The organism is Paenibacillus sp. WLX1005 (assembly GCF_046603685.1).
Classification (GTDB): domain Bacteria; phylum Bacillota; class Bacilli; order Paenibacillales; family Paenibacillaceae; genus Saccharibacillus.
The window spans coordinates 2,311,204-2,335,827 of sequence record NZ_CP176756.1; the positions used below are offsets into that span (position 1 = coordinate 2,311,204).

At 47.1% G+C, this 24,624-nt stretch carries 21 protein-coding genes; 19 read left to right on the forward strand and 2 right to left on the reverse strand.

The annotated features are described in order from the left end of the window. The first annotated feature begins 212 nt into the window (after positions 1-212). From ACE3MZ_RS10055 to ACE3MZ_RS10125, 15 genes are all read left to right on the forward strand, one after another. Positions 213-584: a DnaJ family domain-containing protein gene (locus tag ACE3MZ_RS10055; protein WP_411346295.1), complete on the forward strand. Its 372-nt coding sequence runs from the start codon at positions 213-215 to the stop codon at positions 582-584. Positions 585-850: 266 nt separating this feature from the next. Then, positions 851-3,568, forward strand: a complete 2,718-nt coding sequence (gene hrpB, locus ACE3MZ_RS10060; protein WP_411346296.1) for an ATP-dependent helicase HrpB — start codon at positions 851-853, stop codon at positions 3,566-3,568. Between the two features lie 272 nt (positions 3,569-3,840). Next, on the forward strand, positions 3,841-4,383 hold the full coding sequence (locus ACE3MZ_RS10065) for a general stress protein (RefSeq protein ID WP_411346297.1): 543 nt from the start codon (positions 3,841-3,843) through the stop codon (positions 4,381-4,383). A 1-nt stretch (position 4,384) separates the two neighbouring features. Beyond that, entirely contained in the window at positions 4,385-4,576 is a 192-nt protein-coding gene (locus ACE3MZ_RS10070) for a hypothetical protein (protein WP_411346298.1), read from the forward strand. A 310-nt stretch (positions 4,577-4,886) separates the two neighbouring features. Continuing rightward, complete coding sequence (locus ACE3MZ_RS10075; RefSeq protein WP_411346299.1) at positions 4,887-5,129, forward strand: hypothetical protein; 243 nt, start codon at positions 4,887-4,889, stop codon at positions 5,127-5,129. A 48-nt stretch (positions 5,130-5,177) separates the two neighbouring features. Beyond that, on the forward strand, positions 5,178-6,332 hold the full coding sequence (locus tag ACE3MZ_RS10080; RefSeq protein ID WP_411346300.1) for an acyltransferase: 1,155 nt from the start codon (positions 5,178-5,180) through the stop codon (positions 6,330-6,332). A 76-nt stretch (positions 6,333-6,408) separates the two neighbouring features. After that, entirely contained in the window at positions 6,409-6,771 is a 363-nt protein-coding gene (locus tag ACE3MZ_RS10085; protein ID WP_411346301.1) for a helix-turn-helix transcriptional regulator, read from the forward strand. A gap of 115 nt (positions 6,772-6,886) precedes the next feature. Continuing rightward, on the forward strand, positions 6,887-7,894 hold the full coding sequence (locus ACE3MZ_RS10090) for a Gfo/Idh/MocA family protein (RefSeq protein ID WP_411346302.1): 1,008 nt from the start codon (positions 6,887-6,889) through the stop codon (positions 7,892-7,894). A 206-nt stretch (positions 7,895-8,100) separates the two neighbouring features. Further along, a complete protein-coding gene (locus ACE3MZ_RS10095) occupies positions 8,101-9,105 on the forward strand; it encodes an aldose 1-epimerase (RefSeq protein ID WP_411346303.1) in 1,005 nt (334 codons plus the stop codon). Between the two features lie 580 nt (positions 9,106-9,685). Beyond that, positions 9,686-10,390: a metal ABC transporter ATP-binding protein gene (locus tag ACE3MZ_RS10100; protein ID WP_411346304.1), complete on the forward strand. Its 705-nt coding sequence runs from the start codon at positions 9,686-9,688 to the stop codon at positions 10,388-10,390. Beyond that, entirely contained in the window at positions 10,336-11,265 is a 930-nt protein-coding gene (locus ACE3MZ_RS10105) for a metal ABC transporter permease (protein ID WP_411346305.1), read from the forward strand. Before ACE3MZ_RS10100 ends, ACE3MZ_RS10105 begins: the two co-directional genes overlap by 55 nt. A gap of 128 nt (positions 11,266-11,393) precedes the next feature. Then, complete coding sequence (locus ACE3MZ_RS10110) at positions 11,394-12,413, forward strand: metal ABC transporter substrate-binding protein (RefSeq protein ID WP_411346306.1); 1,020 nt, start codon at positions 11,394-11,396, stop codon at positions 12,411-12,413. Positions 12,414-12,903: 490 nt separating this feature from the next. Next, positions 12,904-13,821 carry a TetR/AcrR family transcriptional regulator gene (locus tag ACE3MZ_RS10115; protein ID WP_411346307.1) on the forward strand — a complete coding sequence of 306 codons (918 nt, stop codon included), beginning with the start codon at positions 12,904-12,906 and terminating at the stop codon, positions 13,819-13,821. Further along, on the forward strand, positions 13,814-15,307 hold the full coding sequence (locus tag ACE3MZ_RS10120; RefSeq protein WP_411346308.1) for an MDR family MFS transporter: 1,494 nt from the start codon (positions 13,814-13,816) through the stop codon (positions 15,305-15,307). Before ACE3MZ_RS10115 ends, ACE3MZ_RS10120 begins: the two co-directional genes overlap by 8 nt. 173 nt (positions 15,308-15,480) lie before the next feature. Next, positions 15,481-16,629, forward strand: coding sequence for an NADH-dependent flavin oxidoreductase (locus ACE3MZ_RS10125; RefSeq protein ID WP_411346309.1), 1,149 nt, complete (start codon positions 15,481-15,483; stop codon positions 16,627-16,629). A gap of 294 nt (positions 16,630-16,923) precedes the next feature. On the opposite strand, the gene ACE3MZ_RS10130 is transcribed toward ACE3MZ_RS10125, so the two are convergent. After that, entirely contained in the window at positions 16,924-18,543 is a 1,620-nt protein-coding gene (locus ACE3MZ_RS10130; RefSeq protein ID WP_411346310.1) for an esterase/lipase family protein, read from the reverse strand. A gap of 299 nt (positions 18,544-18,842) precedes the next feature. Here ACE3MZ_RS10130 and ACE3MZ_RS10135 point away from each other — a divergent pair, with 299 nt between their 5' ends. Next, complete coding sequence (locus ACE3MZ_RS10135) at positions 18,843-20,057, forward strand: MFS transporter (protein ID WP_411346311.1); 1,215 nt, start codon at positions 18,843-18,845, stop codon at positions 20,055-20,057. A 138-nt stretch (positions 20,058-20,195) separates the two neighbouring features. Then, on the forward strand, positions 20,196-20,642 hold the full coding sequence (locus tag ACE3MZ_RS10140) for a nuclear transport factor 2 family protein (RefSeq protein WP_411346312.1): 447 nt from the start codon (positions 20,196-20,198) through the stop codon (positions 20,640-20,642). 219 nt (positions 20,643-20,861) lie between these two features. Here ACE3MZ_RS10140 and ACE3MZ_RS10145 read toward each other — a convergent pair whose 3' ends face one another. Continuing rightward, on the reverse strand, positions 20,862-21,578 hold the full coding sequence (locus tag ACE3MZ_RS10145) for an AAA family ATPase (RefSeq protein ID WP_411346313.1): 717 nt from the start codon (positions 21,576-21,578) through the stop codon (positions 20,862-20,864). 322 nt (positions 21,579-21,900) lie between these two features. On the opposite strand from ACE3MZ_RS10145, the gene ACE3MZ_RS10150 reads away from it, so the two are divergent. Together ACE3MZ_RS10150 and ACE3MZ_RS10155 are read left to right on the forward strand one after the other, a co-directional pair. After that, positions 21,901-23,463 (forward strand): catalase, encoded by a 1,563-nt coding sequence (locus tag ACE3MZ_RS10150; protein ID WP_411346314.1) that lies wholly within the window; start codon positions 21,901-21,903, stop codon positions 23,461-23,463. Between the two features lie 387 nt (positions 23,464-23,850). Continuing rightward, complete coding sequence (locus ACE3MZ_RS10155; protein WP_411346315.1) at positions 23,851-24,612, forward strand: DUF4085 family protein; 762 nt, start codon at positions 23,851-23,853, stop codon at positions 24,610-24,612. Positions 24,613-24,624 lie beyond the last annotated feature (12 nt).

Sequence of the window (24,624 nt, forward strand, 5' to 3'; positions counted from 1 at the left end):
ACATTGTCTGACTGGCATAAACATAATCCGTTCTGAAGCGGAGAATCCTTTATACAATTGTTTCATCACATAACTAATTATAAGTCGAACGTTCTACCTGTTATTGGCAGGAGAATCGTTCGGCTTTTTCATTCTGTTGATTATTGGAATGAAGCAGTATGATATAGTAAACAGTACATTACATTGCTAGAACGCAAAGGAAGGTGACGCTTATGCTGTCATGGCTGGCGGATCAGAAGATTGAAGAGGCAATGAGAAAAGGCGAGTTTGACGATTTGCCCGGCAAAGGCAAGCCGCTGGAGCTGGAAGATTTGTCACATGTACCGGCGGAATTGCGCTCTGCTTATAAAGTAATGAAACATGCGAATTTGATTCCAGAAGAATTAAGTTTACGACAGGAGATGTTGACGCTGACCGATCTGATTGCAGCTTGTCAGCATGATGGCGAACGTCGTGAACTACGTAAACGGTTGGATGAGAAGACATTACGACTGAATATGCTGGCAGCTCAGCAGGATTGGAATAGCAATCCATCCTACGGCAGATACGAGAGCAACATTCGCCGTAAATTGACTGGTTTATGAGGACGAGCAAGCTGGCGAACGGATTAAGTTGGTTTTTGTAGGTTTTGATTCGTTTGTAAATATTTTTGGCTATTTTCACTATACAATAGTGGATAAACGGTTAATCATGGGCTGTAGAATGTAGAATGTAGAATGTAGAATGTAGAATGTAGAATGTAGAATGTAGAATGTAGAGCTATAAGGCTATAAAAATACAATGGTATAGATGATATTGTGATATACATTGGAAATCCCAAAATTTACCGAGCGGGAAAGGAACTATTGCATTGGCAGATATTCATTCTTTACCGATCGATGCGCTGATTCCACAATTGCTGCATCATTTGAATACATCCGGTACAGCGGTGCTCATTGCTGAACCGGGAGCAGGGAAGACGACGCGTATTCCGCTGGCACTGCTGCATGAGCCATGGTTGGATGGACGGCGCATTATTATGCTGGAACCGCGTAGATTGGCGGCGATCTCGGCGGCACGTTATATGGCATCAGCACTTGGTGAATCGGTTGGACAGACGGTTGGATACCGGGTGGCACTGGATACGCGTGTGAGCGAGCGGACGCGTATTGAAGTTGTGACTGAAGGTGTGCTGACTCGTATGGTGCAGCAAGATCCTTCGCTGGAACAGGCAGGCATTATTATTTTTGATGAATTTCATGAGCGCAATCTACATGCGGATCTGGGACTTGCCCTCACGATGGAGAGCAGGTCTCTTTTGCGTGATGATCTGCGTGTACTGATTATGTCGGCGACGATGAATCCAGAACCTGTGGCGCGGCTGCTGGACGATGCGCCTGTATTAATCAGTACTGGACGTAGTTTTCCTGTGGATACGATATATGAATCAGGCGAGTCGGCGTTTAACCTGTATAATCGTCCCGGTGCATATATGGAACAGAAGGTTGCGGCAGTCATCGGAAAAGCGTTATCGCAGCATGATGGAGATATGCTTGTCTTTTTGCCCGGTGTACGAGAACTACGACGTACGCAGCAGGAGCTACTTCGTTCAGGGCATGAACAGTTAGCACAAACGGATATTGTTATGTTACATGGAGGGTTGAAAGCGGAGCAGCAAGATCAGGCGGTACGCCAACGACAGGCTGGACGCCGTAAAGTGATTCTGTCCACATCGCTAGCAGAATCAAGCGTAACGGTGGATGGAGTACGTATCGTAATAGATAGCGGATTGATGCGTACCCGTGTGTTGTCTCCTGCTACGGGCATGGAGAAAATGGAAACACGTCGTGTATCTGTCGATGCCGCAGATCAGCGCCGCGGACGTGCTGGCAGACAGGCAGCTGGAGTATGTTACCGCTTATGGAGTGCAGAAGAACATCGTATACTGCCAGCTGAACGGGTCCCAGAAATGCTACAAAGTGATCTGACACCGCTGGCATTGGAAGTATCGGCATGGGGTACACATGTGGAGGAGATGGCATGGTTAACTCCGCCACCTGCTCATCTGTATCAGCAAGGGCAACACCTGCTGCAACAGCTGGAAGCGCTGGATGAACAGCTACGTATTACGGAGCATGGACGACGAATGATTACACTTGGGAGCCATCCGCGACTAACGCATATGATACTGCGGACAGGAGAGGTAGAACCGACTTATGTAGAGCTAGCGTGCCAGATGGCTGCTTTATTGCAGGAACGTGATATTTTGCCACCATCTGCGGGTATTGATCTGGTTGATCGCGTTAGAGCTTTGCACGGAGCAGGCAATCATACGATAGATCAGTATGTGTTGGAGCGAATCAAAGAATGGAGCACACGTTTCCTGCGACAATATCGACAACTAGCAGTAGAGTACAAGCAAGGCACATCAAATACGACTCTAGCAAACACATCTCATGCATCTCTGGCAAATACATCGCATACATCTCTAGGAAATGAACCTATTAGCAAGCATCAACATGTAAACAGGGCATTTCACCCCAATACTGCGAGTCATAATAAGCATAACAATCAACCTGACGATAAACAGACGGATCATCAGCAGATCGAACTGTGGGTTGGTGCATTATTATCTCTCGCGTACCCTGACCGGATCGGGCAAAATCGGGGCGATGGGCGTTTTCGACTGCGTATCGGTCGTGGGGCGCAGATCGGTAATCGTTCGCAAGTAGCCAGTTATTTACAGACAGCGGCGTATATTGTAGCTGCCGAACTGGACGATCATGGCAGTGATAGTCGCATTTTGCTGGCGGCTGTCGTAGGAGAAGATCAATTGCGTCGTCTGCATGAACATCATATGGAAGAGGTCTCGCAAGTTCATTATGATGCTGAACGTGAAAGTATCCGCGCGCAGCGCATTACGCGGCTAGGTGCGATTGTATTGCGTGAAGTGAATGATCCTCATCCAGCGGTAGAAACTGTCCAGCAGGCACTTCTGACAGCGCTGCGTACGCATGGGCGGGGACTGAATCTATTGCAATGGACGCGTTCAGCGGTTCAATTGCGTCAGCGCTTGGCATTGATGCATGTGGTTCAACCTGATCAGTATCCCGCGATGGACGATGAATCTTTACTAGCGGAAGCGGACGAATGGCTATTGCCATATATGGATACGGTTCGCAAGTTGTCTGATCTGCGGCGTTTACAGGCAGGCGAACTGCTGTTGAATCGACTAAGTTGGCAACAGCGTCAGGAGATGGATATATTGGCGCCTACTCATATTCAGGTGCCAAGTGGATCGCGTATCCCGGTCGATTATAGTGATCCCGAGCGTCCCTTTATCGCGGTGCGGTTACAGGAAATGTTTGGCTGTACAAGTACGCCGCTGCTCGGCAATCGTATTCCTGTTACGATTCAGTTGCTGTCTCCCGCAAGTCGTCCAGTACAGGTGACTAGCGATCTGGAGAGCTTTTGGCAACATGCTTATTTTGATATTAAAAAAGATCTGAAAGGGCGCTATCCGAAGCATCATTGGCCGGATGATCCCTTTGCCGCCCAGCCGACCAATCGAGTGAAACCACGTAACTAATAAATGTACAATAAACCTGGAACGAAGATAGGAATATGGCAATGTAATCGTTTAACAACGAAGTATATCGGGTAAATACAAGAACAGCCTTCTCACCGAATGCAAGGATAGAAATGATATCCTGCTTCATCTCAAATAAAGGCTGAATGACAATAACAGAGCCTTACACATTGAATAGTAACGCCTGTATGAATGCAACGATTATGCACAGGATTGCAGGCTATATTTTGTACACAAATACTTCAACAGGTTCTGCCAGGGAGGTAAATGGAATGAACAGGAAAATTGTGGGCGTATTCGAAACGAACCGCGAAGCATCAAGTGCCATCAATGATCTCAAACATCATGGATTTAACTCAGATGAGATTTCCGTTATTACCAAAGACCGCGAAGAGCTTCGTCAGATTACTGACGAGACCGATACCAAAGCGCCAGAAGGTGTAGCTGCTGGTGCAACAACAGGTGGTATACTTGGCGGTACGGCAGGGCTGCTGGCAGGTCTGGGAGCACTGGCAATACCAGGTATTGGCCCTATTCTAGCGGCAGGTCCAATTGCAGCGACTATTGCAGGTGCAGCAGTTGGGGCAGGTGCAGGCGGTCTTGTTGGTGGCTTGATTGGACTGGGTATTCCAGAAGAGGAAGCTCAGCAATATGAAGGTTATGTAGAAGAAGGTAGAATTCTGGTACTGGTCGATGAGGATGAACGATACGATCACGCTTATGGCGTTTTCCGTAACAATCGTTCACTGAATCAACAAACGTACCGGAATCAAACGAATATACCAACAGGCAATTCAACAACAGGAGGCAATTAATATGACAAACAAAGAGCATGATGAAAATAAAGAAGTGGAAAACAAAGAAATTACGCCGGAGAATCATCGTACCGAAGACCATCCGAAGCATTCGGAAACAAGCAGCAAAGTAAAGCCTAAAGATACGAACGAGGATAGCCAGGGTTCGGACAACAAGATTACGTCCTACTCCAACGGCGGTTATGGTGTGTAAATACACTGCCGATATGAAGTGACGCTGGTAGCCTGAATAGGCTGAACATTGCGGCAATTCAACTAGAAATTTCAGTTCGGGCATGGAATGGAATATATACATTTCCAATTCGATGTCTACACAAAGACCTGTCTTCGGTACATGATTACCGGAGGCGGGTCTTTCGTCATTTTTCGTCAATAACCGTCATAATCTCTACCTGGTAAGCAAGGATTAGGTCATAAATGCCCTATCCGTTTTGATAGATTGACGGTATACTGACAGTGGAAGGCGCAATGTCTTCCAAACTATAAATGGGGAGGTAATACGGATGCAAGCTGTAATGCCAATGCCAGCAGACAAATTGGTGGATCACCAGACGTCAGGCTCCGGCTCGGGCAAAGAGAAAAAGAAATCGCGCCGTAAATGGATGAATAAGCTTCGCAATGAATTGCGCATGCCGGGTGCTCCACCACAAGAACCCGCTCAGAGTCCACAAATCCCAGTTCCGCAGATGATCTCGGAATCGGAACGATTGGATTGGAGTATGGATCGCGCACTAATTTGTAAATAATGCAGGATCACAGCATGAATGGAATCGGAAGGATGACGATCAAGCAGAATGGCTTCCAAACAAAGACTTGGCGAAATCGAAATTTTGCGTGGCATGGCTTTTGCCGCCGTTGTGCTACAGCATTCGATTGCTCACTATTCCGTTGTTCCCGAATTGGCGATGGCGGATGGTACAAGACTCACATTACTTTTAATAGCGGCCAAATTTGCGGTACCGGCCTTTATTTTCATTACAGGGTTGGTACTTTTTTATAACTATGACGGTGAACTGGCGTATGGTTCGTTTATCCGCAAGCGTTTTAAGGATATCGTAGTTCCTTATTTGCTTTGTTCATTGTTATATATGGTGCTGAACGGTATATTGCTAGATCAGCCACCGTTCGCATGGTTACCGGATATGCTGGGATTCTGGATCACAGGTAAGTCCAGTTATCATCTATGGTATATCGTTATGATTATTCCGATGTATTTGCTATTTCCGCTGCTGCGAAGTGTTGTACGGCGTCTGGATCTTGTGATTCGTGATAACGGGCGCAGGGCGTTGCTAACAGTAGTCGGATTAACGGTAGGATATGAAGGATTGTTGTTGCTGCGTCCATGGCTGACGGATATGTTCCATGCCTGGCAGGTTCCGGGATTGTCGGCATACTTTACGATTTATGCCGATCGCAACATTGTATATTATTTGTACTACTTTATTCTCGGAGCACTCGCCGGGTTACATATCACTGCTTTTCTGAAGCTATTGCAACGGCTCAAATGGCCGATTGTGATCTCATGTGTCATTTTCACACTGTATTATGCAGGACTTGTGCTGGGTGGTCATTTTCCACCGGGACCGGGCTTTGGTCCGCGATTCATGGCACTCATTCTGTTGCAGCCGTGGATGGCGCTATTTCTGGTGTCGCTAGTGTTGGGGGTGTACATGCTGGCCCTGCATATTCATAACACTGCTGGGATACGTCAAAAGCAAATGTGGATCACGCTCAGTCGATATTCCTATGGCGGATATTTGGCGCACGCACTGATGCTGCGCTATGCCTATGCGATTGACGACTGGTTGTTCAGCGGTTGGGATGTAACGCTGCGCACCGCAATCGTATGGTTGCTCGCGCTCATATTGTCAGTAGCTGTAACGTATGCGCTGTCTCGACTTCGCTTCGGTACATGGCTAACTGGCATTCCTTATCGAAAAGCCCGCTAGGGCTTTTTTTGTTGTTCAAAACGGTGAAAATTTCATATAATAGAATAAGCAATGGAAAGCGAAGGGAGGAAACGAAATGGCATTTATGATTGCACAGCGAGCGTTTATCAAGCTGTATCTGATTACTATGGTAGAAGAGCATCGCGGCTATGGCTACGAAATGCTGGAAAGCATGAAAGAACGCTTCAAAGATTTCGGGTATTCGCCTCCGCAAAGCGAGATTTACCGAGCATTGCATGAATTGGTGCATGAGGGTATTTTTTACCGCACCAAACAGTTAAAAGGTAACGATCCGAAGGTTGATTTTCAGGAAATTGTTATATATCATTTTACAGATGATGGACCGGAAAAGGCGAAGCTGTATAAAAAGCAGGTCAAAACCGATCTGGATCGTTGTATCGGGATGTTGAACCGTGCTGAAGCAGACAATTACAGATAATTCTACGCTCGGAAATCCGGGCGTACTGTTCAACAAAGAGGTGACGACAGGCAATTGTATCATTCTTAACCGCAGGCAGATTGATGTAAACTGAAGCGAAGGGAAGAATGCAATCATGACTGAGCGTAAATTGCAGTGGGGCATCATTAGCACTGCGGAGATTGCTGTAAGCGCAATCATACCTTCCATTAAAGAATCCATGCGCAATGAAGTGTTAGCAATCTCCAGTCGAAATGTGGAGCATGCCGCTGAAGTTGCTGCGCGCTGTGGAATCCCGCGCTTCTATGGTAGCTATGAAGAGCTGCTCGCCGATCCAGATATCGATGCCGTCTATATTCCGCTGCCTAATCATCTGCACAAAGAATGGACGATCAAATCGGCAGAAGCGGGCAAGCATGTACTGTGCGAGAAGCCAGCGGCACTCGAAGCAGCAGATGCAGCGGAGATGGTCGATGCGTGTCGTAAGCAGGGGGTTACATTTGCCGAGGGATTTATGTATCGGTATCATCCTAAGCATGCTCGGGTACGTGAGATTATTCAGTCTGGCGAGATCGGCATGGTACGTAGCCTACATGGTCGCTTCACTTCCAACAACGCTGACGATCTGGAAAATGTACGGTATCGACGTGAGATGGGCGGTGGATCGCTGTATGATCTGGGCGTGTATCCGGTGTCGGCCGCGCGCATGTATTTTGGAGCAGAACCAACTGCTGTGACTGTGCATGCGCTATTTTCAGCCAAGCATGATTATGTCGATATGATGGCTTCCGGGCTGCTGGAATTTCCCAATGCGCGCTCTGCCACATTTGAGTGTGGGATGTGGGCATATCCAAGTTGTGCGCTGGAGATTATCGGTACGAAAGGACGGATCAAGCTGCCGTATGCGTTTCGGCGTGATGATCACAGCGATGAGCCGCAGATTACGATTTATACCGATGAAGGCAAACGGGAGGAACATATCGATGTAGCGAATCATTTTACGCTGCAAGTGGATGCGTTTGCGGCAGCGGTGCTGGATGGTATGCCTTTGCCATATAGCCCGGAGGATGCTATCCGTAATACGAGAGTGATTGCTGCCTGTCTGGAATCGGCACGCAAGGGCGAGAAGATTCGGATTGTATAAAGGGCTTGTTTGGCGTTGGGTACGTGGGCATTTCAAAAATACGTGATTATCTGCGGGAATATCCATCAGTAGATGATTATAGATGGACAGGGTGTCATTGTTTTGCAGACGAGAATTATGATATATTTTGTATGATTAATGTTTGTGTTGATTAGCATATGTAATTGTAAAGGTAATAAGTTCATGAGACGAAAAGGGGAATAGTCATGTCCAATCATTCCAGTACGTTTGAACAAGCTTATCAAGGGGAACCTGCTGTATGGCTGCGCTATGGTGATCTGGAAGCTGCTGTATTGCCCGGTGTGGGCGCCAATCTGATTGCGTATCGTGATCATGGTAGCGGTTACCGATTTTTGCGTGAGCCGGAGGAGCAGGAGATGGATGCGTTCCGCGCGAATCCCGGTGTGAACGGTATTCCGGTGCTGTTCCCGCCGAATCGGTACGAAGATGGTACATTTACTTGGAATGGTCGTACGTATAATTTTCCAATTAATGAGCCGGAAACGAACAATCATCTGCACGGCTTCTTGCATACGATTGTATGGGATGTTGATTTCCATGAAGCGAATGAGCAGGAGAGTCGGGTTGGACTGAGCGTGAGCATTGACGAATCCCATCCTGTGTACAGCTATTGGCCGCATTCATTTACAGCAAAACTGGTATACACGTTATCGGACAATGGATTGCAGCAGCAAATTAGCATCCAGAATCATGGGAATGATCCGATGCCGATGATGCTGGCATTCCATACGGCGCTTAATGCTCCATTTGCACCGGATAGCACGGCGGAGGATGTAACGTTCCATGCAACGATTGGTCAGCGTCGTCAGATGAGCGAGCGTATGCTGCCAACGGGTGAATTCCAGCCATTGTCGGCATGGGAGCAGCAGTTGAAGGATGAAAGTGTAAACCCATACGGCGAAGAGATGGATAATCATTATACCGCTGAGCCGCGCAACGGTCGCAATATCGCGGAGATTGTCGATCATCGTGTTGGTGTGAAGCTCGTTTATGATGTTGGAACAGGCTATAAGCACTGGATGATCTGGAATTGCAAAGCATCCGGCAGCTTCCTCTGTCCGGAACCGCAAACCAATCTGGTCAATGCGCCGAATGTGAATGTGTCAGACGAAGAGAAAGGCTTTATCAGTCTCAAGCAGGGCGAGATCTGGGAAGAAACATCCCGTCTCTATGTGGTGAAGTCGCTGTAAGGTAAGCGGTATTTGTGATCCAGCTAAGATTGGCGATATATGACTTGTGATAATTGCGATTGGTAGGAAGATGGGATATAGAACAAATGTGAAGCAGGGTATGCCAATGTGCAGAACCCTGCTTTTGCATGATCACAATAGAGTGAAGATAGCTGTATATTAGCTGTGTATCCCTTTTGAATCTAATGATCTCTTAATAAAGGCGCAGCGTGATCACAACGAATAGAATTACATAATGTTAGATATGAATATAATGTAGTAATAAGGCTGCACTAATGTGAAAAGGAATATGAAAAGCTAAATCGTAATTATTTTGTTTAAACCCTTGACAATGCTAACATGGCAGGAGTAAAGTAGGTCAGGTGATATTCGTAATATTTACGAACAGAAGATAATGAATCAAAAATGATAAACAACGATAAACAGCAACAGCTGATTAGAATCAAGTTGCTTGTTATCTCTAATTGGATTGCAATCTGCTCATATAGTCCTGAATATAACGGCTCTTTTGCCGATATGTACAATAGAAGATATCATCACGAATTGCAGTGATGGCAATATAGGAAAGGAAGTGCTTCATTTGTTACTGGCGTCAATGCAGGACGTAGTGTTCGGCTATGATCGCGAACCGGTCGTGAACCGGCTTTCGATGGAAATATACAGCAATGAATTTATGGCGTTAAGCGGACCGAATGGTGCTGCTAAGACAACGTCACTCAAGCTGCTGCTCGGTATTCTGAAGCCGTGGAGTGGACGCGTACAGATCAACCGCAATGAAAAGGGCGGCAAACCGGTGATCGGCTATGTGCCGCAGCAGGTAGCTTCCTTCAATAGTGGCTTCCCAAGTACCGTATTTGAACTGGTGCGCTCGGGTTGTTATATGCGCCTTGGTCTGTTCCGAGGCTTTAAGCAAAAGCAGGAAGCACTTGTACGCAGCTCATTGGAAGCTGTTGGCATGTGGGAGCTGCGGGATCGCAAAATCGGCGAGCTGTCTGGCGGACAGAAGCAGCGCGTCTGTATCGCTCGCGCACTTGCTCAGGAGCCGGATGTGCTCATTCTGGATGAACCGACCACCGGTATGGATCTGGAGAGCCGCAGAGGATTTTACGAATTGATGAGTCATCATGTGAAAAAGCACGGTCGTACCGTCGTCATGGTGACACATGGGCTGGAAGAAGCGGAACCATATCTGGACCGTACGATTCGGCTTCAACGAGAGGAGGGTGGCGGATGGGCATGTTTGACTACGAGTTCATGCAGCGTGCGTTTTGGGCCGGAGGAATGATTGCCATTATTGCGCCGCTACTCGGTGTATATCTGGTACTGCGTAGACAAGTGCTGATGGCGGATACGCTATCACACGTTTCACTGGCTGGTGTCGCGATTGGTGCTATTGCCGGAATCAACCCGTCAATTGGCGGATTCATCGTCGCCATTCTGGGCGCGCTCGTAATTGAACGGTTGCGACAAAATTTCCGCGGGTATGGCGAAGTGTCGATTGCTGTTATTATGACGGGCGGTCTGGCGCTGGCGCTCGTATTGATGAGTATGGATTCTGGCTTAAACCGTAGCTTTAGCTCGTATCTGTTTGGCTCGATTGTAGCTGTTAGCACAGAGCAGCTGTCGATTATTGGAGCGGTGTTCGCCGTCGTGCTGATTTTCTGGGTATTGATGAGACGACCGCTATATAATATTACGTTTGACGAGGAGACGGCACAGATTGGCGGTACGCATGTACGCTGGTTGTCGCAAACGTTCTCTGTATTAACAGGTATGACCGTGGCGGCAGCGATGCCGATTGTCGGCGTATTGCTTGTCTCCGCATTGATGGCATTACCAGCCGCGTTGTCGCTGCGTTTTGCCCGCGGGTTTACTTCTGCGCTTATCATGGCTGTGGCAATCGGGCTGATCGGTATGTTTGGCGGTCTGACCACTTCCTATTATGTAAATACACCGCCGGGAGCGACTGTAGCATTGCTGCTGCTGTCCTTCCTGCTGATCGGGCTGGGTATCCAGCGGATCGTCAACCGCGTTCGCCGCGGCAATGATAGCGGATATGCACCAGATCTGGATAGCCGCCGTTTTTGGCAGCGCCAGAATACTGGTGCGCAAAAGAGTAAAGTACAAACCGAAGTGCTTCACAAAAACGGAAACGTCTGATCCTGACATTCGGCACTTAGCCGATCAGAACCAGAACAGTCAAACGTTTCACCATCATCATGCAGCAGTGCTTTTAGCGAGCCTGCTGCACATTATTCTATCAGAATGGGAAAGGGGAACATCAATCCATGAACAACAAACGGAAACGGATGACAATACCTGCCGCAGCTCTACTTAGTCTCGGGGTACTGCTTGCCGGATGTGGCAATAGCGGGGACAGCGCATCATCCACAAATGGCACAACTTCTAATGGAAGTTCCGGTAACAAGCTACACATCATCACTAGCTTCTACCCAATGGAAGAATTCACCTCCAAAGTTGCCGGAGATCTGGCTGATGTAGAGACGCTGATTCCAGCTGGAACCGAGCCACATGATTGGGAACCAACACCGCAAGATATTGCCAAAATGACGGAAGCTGACATGATCGTATACAATGGTGCTGGTATGGAAGAATGGATCGATCAGGTCAAAGATTCACTTGGCAGCAATGGCCCAACACTCGTTGAAGCCAGCAGTGGTCTGCAAATCCTCGAAGGCACCGAAGAGGAAGAACATGAACATGAGGGTGACGATCATAGTGCCGAAGAAGCTAGTCACAGTGAAGAAGGGCATGATCATGGCGGATTCGATCCACACGTCTGGCTGTCTCCCAAACAAGCACAGGCTGAAGTGCAAAATATCGAAACCGCACTGGCAAAGCTTGACCCTACCCATGCCGACCAGTACAAACAAAATGCCGACGCCTATATCAAAGAACTATCCCAGCTAGATAGCGACTTCTCAGCTGGATTGTCCAGCGCGAAACGTAAAGACTTTATCACACAACACGCAGCCTTTGCTTATCTGGCACGCGACTACGGTCTGACGCAAGTGCCAATCAGCGGCTTGTCACCAGAACAAGAACCAACCGCTGCCCAAATGGCGGACGTAGTCAACTTTGCCAAACAACATAACGTCAAAACAATCTTCTTCGAGACACTGGTTTCCCCACAAATCGCCGAAACCATCGCCAACGAAGTCGGCGCCCAAACCGCCGTCCTCAACCCACTCGAAGGCCTAACCGCAGACCAAATCAAATCCGGCGAAAACTACATCACCGTCATGAAAGAAAACCTCGCCGCCCTCGAAAAAGCACTAAACGAATAAAATCAAGTACACGCTAATCACAACAAGGACTGACCTGCACCCCAGCAGATCAGTCCTTGTTCTTATTCCCCCAATTTTCAATAACGCAAAAAGGTCTACATATTCCAACCTACTACTTCCCGGCGGCAGCCTATCTTTTTTTGTGGTTCTCTTTACACCATATGCCATAGACAGCACGTAGCGAAGCAAAGGGAATGGGGGAAAAAGGGCGACCTTGGAGCGGGGGAATCTACAGTCATTCCCCCCTATTCGTAGATTCCCCCGCTCCACCGGAGCCCGTTCCCCCATCCCTTTGCGTAGCGCATGAACTCCCCGCCACATCCCGTCCAAAAAACCACCCTCCAACAAAAAATATAATAAATTTTACATACGACCTGTTTGACTTTAGAAATAACGAGGTATAAAATAGTAAGTAGAACTAATGAGTTCTCAAAGTACTACAAGGTTCCAATGAGTGTTTTCGAATTCCACACGTAGGAGATGCAGCAACATGGCAGACGATCGCAAAAAGCTAGTTTTACAAGCAGGTGGACAATTATTCGCAGAGAAAGGTTATTTCGCCACCACCGTGCAGGACATTGCTGAGCAGTGCAACATGTCCAAAGCATCTATTTATAAAATGTTCAGCTCCAAGGAGGACATTCTGCTACAGATCGTCCGCACATTGCATGAAGACATTGTCGATTCGTCCAGCATGCTGCATTTTGATGACGATGTGCCACCGCATGAACAGCTGGTGCGCAAGGTGGAAGTACAGTTGCAATCGTTTATTACGAAGCATGATTTCTTTGTCAGTCTGAATCAAAATATGCCGATTGAACTCGGCTCGCAAATTCGGCAAGTCATGCTGGACTTCAAACGTATGATGCTCAACTGGCAAAAGGAAGCGCTGCTAGAGGCATTTGGCAGTCGGATTGAACATATGGTCTGGGATCTGGCTGTATGTATGCAGGGCATGACGAGAGAGATGATTTTCCTGAATCGACTGGAGCGCAAGCATCGGGTGGAATCGGATAACATTATGAAGGTCGCCCAATTAATTGTTGATACAATGGAAGCGATGATTGAGAAACGGCTGGAGCAGGAGCCGGTCATTGATGAGCAGGTAGCCGAGCGGCTGAATCTGTTCGTGCCGGACAGTAACGGTCGTTATTTTGGAGAAAGTGAATGGCGTAAATGTATGCGTGAGCTAACACAGGCGGTTCACCGGAACAGTCCGGAGCATGTGAAAGCAGATCTGATCGCGGCGGTAGAACGACTGGATGCTGAGCGCAGAAAAAAGATACCGCAGGCATTCATGATGGAAGCCTTAATCTCCTATCTGAAGCAACGGGACGAATTACAAACCGAAGTTGCTTACCTACAACACGTATATTCCGCAAACTGGGAGGACGAGAAACATGGATAATGCTGTAACCGAGCCGCGACCAAAGTTAAATATTGGATTGATCGTTGGCATCATGTTGGCAGGGGCGTTCGTAGCGATCTTAAATCAGACGCTATTGGTAACTGCACTGCCGCATATTATGAGAGATTTGGATATTGATGCGACTGCTGCGCAGTGGCTGACTACGATTTTTATGCTGGTGAACGGAATTATGATTCCGATTACCGCTTATTTGATTGATAAATTCAATACGAGAGCGCTGTTTATGACATCGATCGGGCTATTTGCCATCGGTACATTGATTGCTGCCATTTCGCCAAGCTTTGGCTGGCTGCTGGTCGGTCGTGTCGTTCAGGCGGCAGGAGCTGGGATTGTTATGCCGCTGATGCAGACCGTGTTCTTGGTTATTTTTCCAAAAGAAAGCCGCGGAGCAGCGATGGGGATGATCGGTCTGGTCATTTCGTTCGCTCCGGCAATTGGACCGACATTATCAGGCTGGGTCGTAGATACATTCTCATGGCGTGACCTGTTCTACATTATTTTGCCGATTGCTGTGCTTGACCTGATCATTGCCTTTTTTGCTTTGAAAAATGTGGGCAAGCTGCGCGATCCGAAATTGGATATTTTATCCGTCATTTTGTCGACAATCGGTTTTGGCGGATTGCTGTACGGATTCAGTACCGCATCCAAAGGCTGGGATGATCCAACTGTCATTATTACGATTGTAGTCGGTCTGGTTAGCCTGCTGCTGTTCGTCACTCGTCAATTCAAGCTGGAACAACCGCTGTTGGAGTTCCGCGTATTCAAAGATCGGTTGTTTACGATTTCGATGATTATTACGGTAATCGTATTTACAGCGATGATCGGTGCTTCTACACTGCTGCCGCTGTATATCCAGAATGCACGTCATCTGTCGGCAGTGCAATCCGGTCTGATCGTCTTGCCAGGTGCGATTCTCATGGGCATCATGTCGCCGATTACCGGACGGATTTTTGATAAAATCGGTGCGAAGAAATTGGGCTTTACCGGGCTGTTGCTGTTGACGGTCGGTACGATTCCGTTCACGATGCTGGGCGACCAGACACCTGTATGGCTGATCGTGGTCATGTTCGCAATGCGGATGCTTGGATTGTCGATGGTGATGATGCCAGTAACGACTGCGGGTCTGAATCAGCTCCCGACGCATCTATTGTCTCATGCGACAGCGATGAACAATACGTTGCGTCAGGTTGGAGGCTCGATTGGTACAGCGGTGCTGATTACCGTCTTCACTAACGCTTCCACATCAGCAGCATCTGCTGGGCAAAACGCTGATCTTGCGATGATTCACGGTACGAATATGGCATTCCTCGTCGCTTCGGTACTTTCTGTAATCGCGCTGTTTATGATGTTTTTCCTCAAAGAACCGCCGCGGGTGAAGCCGGAATCCGGCGAATCGTCAAGTTCTTCTGAAGAGAACAAACGCAGTACATCCAAACAACAAACCAAACCGGTATCGCAATCTTGATACCGGTTTTGCTTTATATTGTGTACATGATAATGCGTGCACATTTATTTATTTTTATCAATACTTGTGGAAAATTAAATTGTTTACTATAATATATATTGTTACTTTAAATAACAATCTGTCCACACGATAGATTGTACCCATTATTCTATACAGAGACAGGAGAGATCCCTTTGAATCCGAAATATAACGCATTGTTTGAGCCATTTACACTGAATGACGGTATCGAACTAAAAAACCGCATTGTGCTTGCACCGATGACGCACTCTTCGTCCAATCCAGATGAAACGATCTCAGACGCTGAGTTGGAATACTACGCTAGCCGTACAGGTGGCGTTGGTCTGGCGATTACAGCTGTCGGTCACGTAACACCGGGTGGTAAAGGTTTTGCTGATCAATTTCGTGTTGTAGGCGACGAGTTCTTGCCAGGTCTGACTCGTTTGGCAGAAACGCTGAAAAAGAATGGCGCCAAAGCTGTACTGCAAATTTTCCATGCTGGTAGTCAATCTCCGGCGGAACTGGTAAATGGTGATGTGACTGCACCAAGCTCTGTCCCAAGCACACGCTTTGACGGACAAGAGGGCGCAGCTCCACGCGAATTGACTGCTCAAGAGATCGACGATATTATCGCAGACTTTGGTAAAGCGACTGCCAATGCAATCGCAGCTGGATTTGACGGCGTGGAAATTCACGGCGCTAACGGCTACCTGATCCAACAATTCTTCTCCCCGCACTCCAACCGTCGCGAAGACAAATGGGGTGGTGATGTACATGGTCGTCTGGCGTTCCCATTAGCTGTTGTGGACGAAGTACAGCGTGTAGTGAAAGAACAAGCCAAAGGTCCTTTCATCGTTGGTTATCGTTTCTCCCCAGAAGAACCGGAAACACCAGGGATCACAATGGCAGAAACACTGGTGCTGATCGACGCACTATCTGAGAAAAATCTCAGCTATCTGCATGTGTCTCTGATGGAATACAATTCTGTACCGCGCCGTGGTGTAGACGATACTCGTTCCCGTCTGGCTATTATTCAAGAACGCGTTGGCAACAAAGTACCAGTCATCGGTGTAGGTTCGGTGAAAACACCGGAAGATGCTCTGGCTGCACTGGAAACAGGCGCACCACTTGTTGCTATCGGTCGTCAACTGATCGTTGAACCGGCATGGGTAGAAAAAGTAGAATCCGGTCGTGAGCAAGAGATTGCGTACACCATCAGCAAAGGCGATCAACAAGCGCTGACTCTGCCAGATCCACTGTGGAACATGGTCATCAATATTCCGGGCTGGTTCCCTGTTGTAGAAGCGGAAGAGTCTACAAAGTAATTCAAGACACTGCGAATGAGTCTGATTTGCGGATGTATTAGATCTGAAATAGAATATTTGACGACGACTTGACGGAGCAATCAGTTTGGTTGCTGATGTCGAGCGCCATAATAAAAGCAACCCCGGTATGCACATTCGCTGCAACCGGGGTTATTTTACATAATGAGGTTGAAAAAGCACCATTTTAAACGCCAACGCCAACGCCAACGCCAACGCCAACGCCAACGCCAACATTAACAGCTACGCTATGTTTTATACTGATATAGCATTATATAGGCATGCACAACGCAACCGCTAATCCTGATGAGAATACGTAGTACCATTGGCATCGACATACACCGATTGGATTAATGTCCGTTTATAGGGTGCGCCAGTATCTGTTTTGCCTTCAATATCGCTGGTGATGACGTAATTGGATGGCTTGCCAGACGTTGGCGTTGGTATACGTTCTTGGATCGCATCGGAGGTGAGCGAACGCTGCTGCTCGGTCGGTGCTGCGATACGTTTGCCGTGAACGTCATAATAATCAACGGTGTACGAGATGCTAGTTTGCTCATGATCCAGCCCTTCTGTCTGTACATTCATATTCAATGTATTGGCAGAGAGTGAGCTGTTCAGACTTGCCTGATTGTTACTGCCTGTGAAGACGGCGGTCATCAGGTAGGCGCCGGATGTGCGACTGATCGCTTTCACCTGCCAGTCTCCAGCAATGGGTGTGTTCAGTTGGGCAAGCTGATGATACGCGCCTTTGAAAATCTCATCATCCGGCTGGGCATTCACCTGTACCTGCTGCACATCGCCAGTCGGTGAGATCAGTTCCAGCGAAGTAACTGGCTGGCTACTAATCCAGTCCAATGTTACGGATTGCACGTTGTCTTCTACGGTCAATGTCTCAGTTGCGGTGCCATTGTAATTGCCACCACGTACATAATAATGACCATTTGCCGAAGAACTATCGGTATTGTCGTCAGTAGAAACGTGCGGCTGGTACACGTCTTCATATACGCTTGAGGTAACAGAAGAAGTCGACAGAGCAGGAGTAGATGCTGCGCCACTTACTGTACCGATATACGGCTTGAACAGATTGAAGGTGTAAGAGCCGGTACGCACGGTTGCATGATTCCACGGTCCCTTTTGAATCAATTGGCTTCCCGGTAATACCGCGCTATCTGTCGTCACAACGCCATCGTTGCTGCCGAAGACAGACAGATAGGCACCGCCGAATGTGTAGGATGCTTTGGATGAGCCAGACCATTGATCACCGCTCATCGTGTAAAAAGGAACCTTGTTCACATCGGCATCTTTTGCCATTTCGGAGCGGAAGTATTCCATATAAGACGTTTGCAGTGAACTGGTGCCGGGGCTTTGCGAACCGATTAGATCGGCAAGCCAGCCTGCCCAGCTACTGTAAGCAAGATCAGCAAGCTGTGAACCGTGATGCGGGCTACTGAGAGTAATGACACGGCTCACATACGGATAGGCGTTGTAACGAACGAGGGCGGATTGGGTATCAACGCCGCCTTTGCTATGGGCGATGATGACGAGCTTTTTGCCGTACTTTTGGCTGATCTCCTTGATCTTCGCCGCCAGCAATTCGCCGTCCTTCCACATGTCCTCTGGTGTACCGGAAATGTCATACATATTAATAAAGGCAGTCTGGTATCCGTTGTTGTACGCATAGTCGTACATGTCATTTTCGTTGTACCAGACTTTGGCTTGACTGGTCAGACCGTGGACGAACAGCAGCACTGGCTTGTTAGGATCGATCTGTGCGGGCGATTGTCCGGCAGCCCATGCCCCCGGAACATCTGCGACCGCTGGCGTAGCAGGTGCCATATGCGCCTGTGAAGGCAGCATGGGCAGAAGCATACTGGCTGTAAGTGCAGACGCTAACAGCTTTTGTTTCCATTTCATTATATATTCCTCCTTTGATATGTAGGCTGGATATATGATGTATCCTTCATTAATGTATAGTATATTTGTTAATGCTGTTACCTAATTATCGACTTCTTTTGTTTAACTGCACAAAAATGATATTAAAAATTTTAATAATTCCCTAATAAATGTGAGGTAATTTTTCATCGATTGAGTATAATAGAATTCGTGACTACATAAACGCGGCGGTCGTACCATGGTAATGGGAAACGTTACCTGTTGTTATACCAAAGTATGTAACAAAAAGTACAAGCCAGCCGGGAAGAAGGGGTTAACGTATGGAAAAGATGGAACTGCTGCGCAATCCAAAACAGCGCAAACTGCTGTTCAGCGCAGGTTTCAGCTGGATGTTTGATGCGATGGAGGTTGGCATGATCTCCTTTATCGCGGCGGCATTAGCGAAAAGCTGGCAATTAAGCCCGCAGCAAATTGGCTATTTGACGAGTATCAACTCAGTCGGTATGGCAGTTGGTGCGATTGCTGCCGGTTATCTAGCAGATCGGTATGGACGCAAATCGATTCTGCTCTGGACTTTGCTTATTTTCTCGATTGCGAGTGGATTGTCAGCATTGGCAACCGGATTTGGTGTCTTGCTGCTGCTACGCTTTATCGCTGGCTTCGGGCTTGGTGGGGAATTACCAGTTGCTTCGACACTCGTATCGGAATCGGTTGCGGTCAAGGATCGTGGGCGTGCGGTTGTATTGCTTGAAAGTTTCTGGGCATTTGGCTGGATCATCTCCGCTGTTGTTGCCTATTTTGTCATCGCCAAGTACGGCTGGCAGTGGGGCTTTATTATCGGGGCAATTCCGGCGTTGTATGCGCTCTATCTGCGCCGCGCTATTGAGGATTCGCCACGTTATACAGCTGCTGGTGCGGGGAAACGTGCTTCCTTCGGCGAAGGGCTGCGCGATATTTGGAATAGTGAGCATCGTCGTACTACGCTGATGGCTTGGATTCTCTGGTTTACGGTTGTCTTTTCGTATTATGGTATGTTCTTGTGGCTGCCGTCAGTGATGGGCTTGAAAGGCTTTACGTTGATCAAAAGCTTTGAATACGTATTGATCATGACGCTGGCGCAATTGCCGGGTTACTTTACAGCTGCGTATTTTATCGAGAAATTCGGTCGCAAATTCGTGCTGGTGCTGTATCTGGTGCTGACGGCGGTCAGTGCGATCTGGTTCGGCTTTGCCACTAGTGAACTCTCGTTGATTCTGGCGGGCATCTGTCTGTCATTTTTCAATCTCGGTGCATGGGGCGGACTGTATGCGTATACGCCGGAGCTGTATCCGACGCGTGTGCGTTCCACTGGTGTCGGCATGGCAGCAGGCTTTGGGCGAATTGGCGGCGTGATTGCGCCATTCCTCGTCGGTATGCTTGTAGGTAAAGGGGTGGCGGTTAGCTCGATCTTTATCATTTTCTTCGTGGCGATTTTGATTGGTGCGGCTGCGGTGCTGTTCCTCGGCAAGGAAACGAAGGGACTGGAGCTGGATTAACGTCTGTTGATACGGCTTTGCCATTGTTGTTAAAACAGAATGAATGCCGTTTCCAGTATTGTCATATCTCATCACAGCAACATAATGTTATAATGAACGACAGAAATACAACTTATTTGCGATGATGGAGGATATGAGATGAATAGTGACTTTCTGACAGGCACCGAGCTGCTACTGGCGTATGAGGATATTCGGATGACCAAATCGCGATATTGCCGGTTTATCGATACGAAGGATTGGGAAGCACTCAAGGACGTATTTGCTCCTGATGCGGTGGCGGATTTCAGTACAGAAGGCAATCCGATTCCCGTGCTGGAAGGACGCGATACGATTGTAAATGTATTTCAAGAGCTGGTAGATCCAGCAGTTACCGTACATCAGGTGCATGGCGCGGATATTGAGCTGGTATCGGCTACAGAAGCGAACGTGCTATCTCCGATGGAGGATTATGTAACATTCCCTGAGAGCAATCCCAATAAGTCGTTCCACGGTTACGGGTATTACCACGAAACCTTTGTGAAATTGGATGGACGTTGGGTGATTCAGCATACGAGCCTGAAGCGTTTGCGCCTTGATATTCTGTAAGTTGTGGACGGGAACGATGGTCTTGATAGCAGTAATCAAGATGTAGTATAGGTGGCTTTATCCGTTACGAATGATTTCCATTGTAGAAGAAAGGGGCGTTATCACCGCGTGGTGGTAGCGTCCTTTTTGGATTTGTCTCGTATTGTAAGGTTTTTGTAGTGGGGGACGATGCATGTGTACATAGAATGATTAACAATTACTCTTTTCCAAATAATTCACTTAAAAGGAATCCGGTTTTTCCAAAAAGCGGCGGGTTAATTGGTAATGCTCTGTATCTCGATAATCAATACGCTCTAATGAGGAACCATCGAACGAAATAATATCTGCACCCGGATAACCCATTAAGATCGGCGAATGGCTGGCAATAATAAACTGCGAACGTGGCGCCAGATCGTGGATGATGCGCATAAAAGCAAGCTGACGGGCAGGCGATAATGCAGACTCCGGCTCATCGAGCAGATAGATCGAAGGCTGACGTGAACGACCGAATCGATGTTGAAACAGGGCAAGAAAGGATTCACCATGAGAACGATGATGTAGCGACTTCCCGCCATAGTTGGCAAAGAATGTCTGTGTACAGGGATCTTGCTCACTTTCATCAATATGACTGGCAAACTGATAAAACGATTCCGCTCGCAAAAAGAATCCTTCTGTTAGCTTGGGCAGCCAAGATAGGCGGATATAATCGCCAAGTGCCGATTCGGCAGCTTCTACCTGATACGCATTTTGCCGCGAACCTCCAGCAGTGTGGAATCCACATTGGTAAGCGATCGCCTCTAGCAGGGTCGATTTACCGGAACCATTTTCCCCGACAAAAAAAGTAACAGGCGCATGCAAGCGCAGACTATTCATTTTGTCGATTAGTGGCAGATGGAATGGATAGACGGAATAATCTTTGATTTTCTCATGCAGTAAAGTAATTTGCTGTAATGCCATAACAAACTCCTCTCTTACAATAGAATCAGCAAACCGTAGATTGATGTTGTACGTATGTATGTATCGAAATCTTGCAAAATGATGAACCTCAATTCTCATTTATAATATATCATCTCCTGCTTTCATCGAATCTTCATTCACAAAATGGACAAAATTATGAAATCGGTTCACTTTTTCGCCTAAAAGTGTTTTATAATGGGCACAAGCAGGTAAAAAAAGGTAATGTGGTTGCTTGTTCCCAGAGTGTACCACCTGTTTTCCTGTGTCAATGTGTAATGAAGGTTTCAGCAAACTTATACTTTCTTGAAAGGCGGAACATGTTATGGCAGATGAGAACAATAAGAACCCGCAATCAAATGATCAAGAAGAAAATGTAACGCTGACGAACCGACAGGGCCATCCTGTCACCGACAACCAGAATGTACGTACTGTAGGCAACCGTGGTCCCGTTACACTGGAAAACTACAACTTTCTCGAAAAAATAACCCATTTTGACCGTGAACGTGTACCTGAGCGTGTTGTGCATGCCCGTGGAGCTGGTGCGCATGGCGTATTTGAAGCGTACGGTACGGTTGGCGATGAGCCGGTATCCAAATATACCCGTGCCAAGTTATTCCAAGAAAAAGGCAAAGAAACACCGGTATTTGTACGCTTTTCCACGGTTGTTCATGGCGGTCATTCACCAGAAACATTGCGCGATCCGCGCGGCTTTGCTACCAAATTCTATACCGAAGATGGAAACTGGGACTTGGTCGGCAACAATCTGAAAATTTTCTTTATCCGTGATCCGTTGAAATTCCCGGACATGGTACATGCGTTCAAACCAGATCCGATTACGAACGTACAAGATATGGAGCGTTTCTTTGATTTTATCGGAAACAGCCCGGAATCTACACATATGATTACCTTCCTGTTCTCCCCATGGGGCATTCCGGCGAATTATCGCGAAATGCAGGGATCAGGTGTAAATACGTACAAATGGGTCAACGAAGCAGGTGAAGCGGTATTGATCAAATACCACTGGGAACCGCTACAAGGCATCCGTAATCTGTTACAGGATGAAGCGAACCAGATTCAGTCGCTCGACTTTAACCATGCTACGATTGATCTGTACGATGCGATTGAGAACGGCGAATACCCAGAATGGGAACTGTGTGTCCAGATTATGGAAGACAACTATCATCCAGAGCTGGACTTTGACCCACTCGATCCGACCAAGCTGTGGCCAGAAGATCAATTCCCATTCCTGAAAGTCGGAAAAATGACGCTCAACCGCAATCCGGTTGACTACTTCAATGAAGTGGAGCAGGTCGCATTCGGTACAGGTGTACTGGTGGATGGACTGGACTTCTCGGATGACAAGTTGCTGCAAGGACGTACCTTCTCGTACTCCGATACCCAGCGTCACCGCGTTGGCTCCAACTATCAGCAACTGCCGATCAATGCGCCGCACAGCCGTGTAGCGACGAATCATCAGGGCGGACAAATGCGTTATCAGAGCGATCGTGCGCCGGGTCAGAACCCGCATGTCAATTATGAGCCATCTTCACTAGGTGGTTTGAAGGAAGCGCCAAAACCGGGTAAAGATCACGAGCCGGAATATTATGATGCACGTCTAATGCGCGAGAAAATCGACCGTCCAAACGACTTTGCTCAAGCAGGTGAAACGTATCGCAATTTCGAAGATTGGGAACGCGATGAGCTAGTCAAAAACATCGGCGGCAATCTGGCGCAATGCAACGAAGTGATTCGCAATCTGGTGCTGAACAATATTACGCAGGCAGATGAAGAGTACGGCAATCGTGTACGCGAGGAGATTACCAAAGCGGAAGCGATGGGAAAACCGACTCATCGTGCTCATGCGCCGAAAAAAGCGGATAGTTAAGCATAGGATACGAATTGATACCGATTCAGGCAACGATGTAAGGAAGAAAAAAATGAAATTTCGAATGACATCTTAAAAGTTTTGTGTTGATATAACTACAGCACAGTATACTGATTTTGATTGTGGCAGTTTACGTAGTTGAACGACATACAATGCTGGCTTTTTGCATATTGGCTAGAGATTGAATTGATATAATACAAAGGATCAGTTCGGGTTATACCCGGCTGATCTTTTTTTGTGATTAAATGGAATTGATCGTATAGCGAAATATATATCTACAAACGAAATAAATGCAGGGGTTTGAAATTCAATACAGTAGATAGAGGGAGAAGTTTTAGAAATGTGGAGTTTGAAGTATACTGATGTAGGAAGAGAAGGGGAGAATACATGAAATACTGGACAAAAAAGGTGTATGAGGAAATGCAGGCATTTGGTCTGCCAGGATTTTATGAAACGGAAGCAGAGCTTGAAGAAGCGAGGCAATGGGCAATCGAAGATGGTCATGACTTTGTGGAGAGAGCGATTGAATATAATGAGTATCGTATGCCGTTATGGGAACAATACTTACCGAGAGAATTAGTAGAGTACGCTCGTAATCATCAGATGTTAACATGTTACTTGCCTGAGCCTAAGGTACTGCAAGCAATGCAACATGCGAAACAATACTGGGAAGACAAATGGATTGGACTCTGTAATCAATATGCTCAACAGTATCAAAGCATTCTGAATCAACTGCCTGCTGGTGCGATTGAATTACAGGAGAACTGTCATATTCATGATGCAAAAATTATAGCAGTGCGAGAACTGCCGAATAATCAACAAATACATAATACAGAATCTTATAAAACGATAGAGATTAGACTGGCACATGACAGTGAATATGGCTATCGATTTACTTTTGAGGGAGTTACACAATTTATATATGATGTGGATATTCTGAATAATATCTGTCTTTACAAAGAGATCGATAGAGAGGGAGAACAGCATTTTGCTTTTGGAATGTTGCTCTGTAATGCAAAAGGAACGCAGGATAGCATGAATCAAATGAGTATCGTATTTCAAAGCGTGACGGTTGAACAAGGCACTCATTTGGGAGCTACGAATTACTCTCATGCAAGCAAGTCATACGGCTTATCTTTTGGAAACTAACTGACTCGTTTA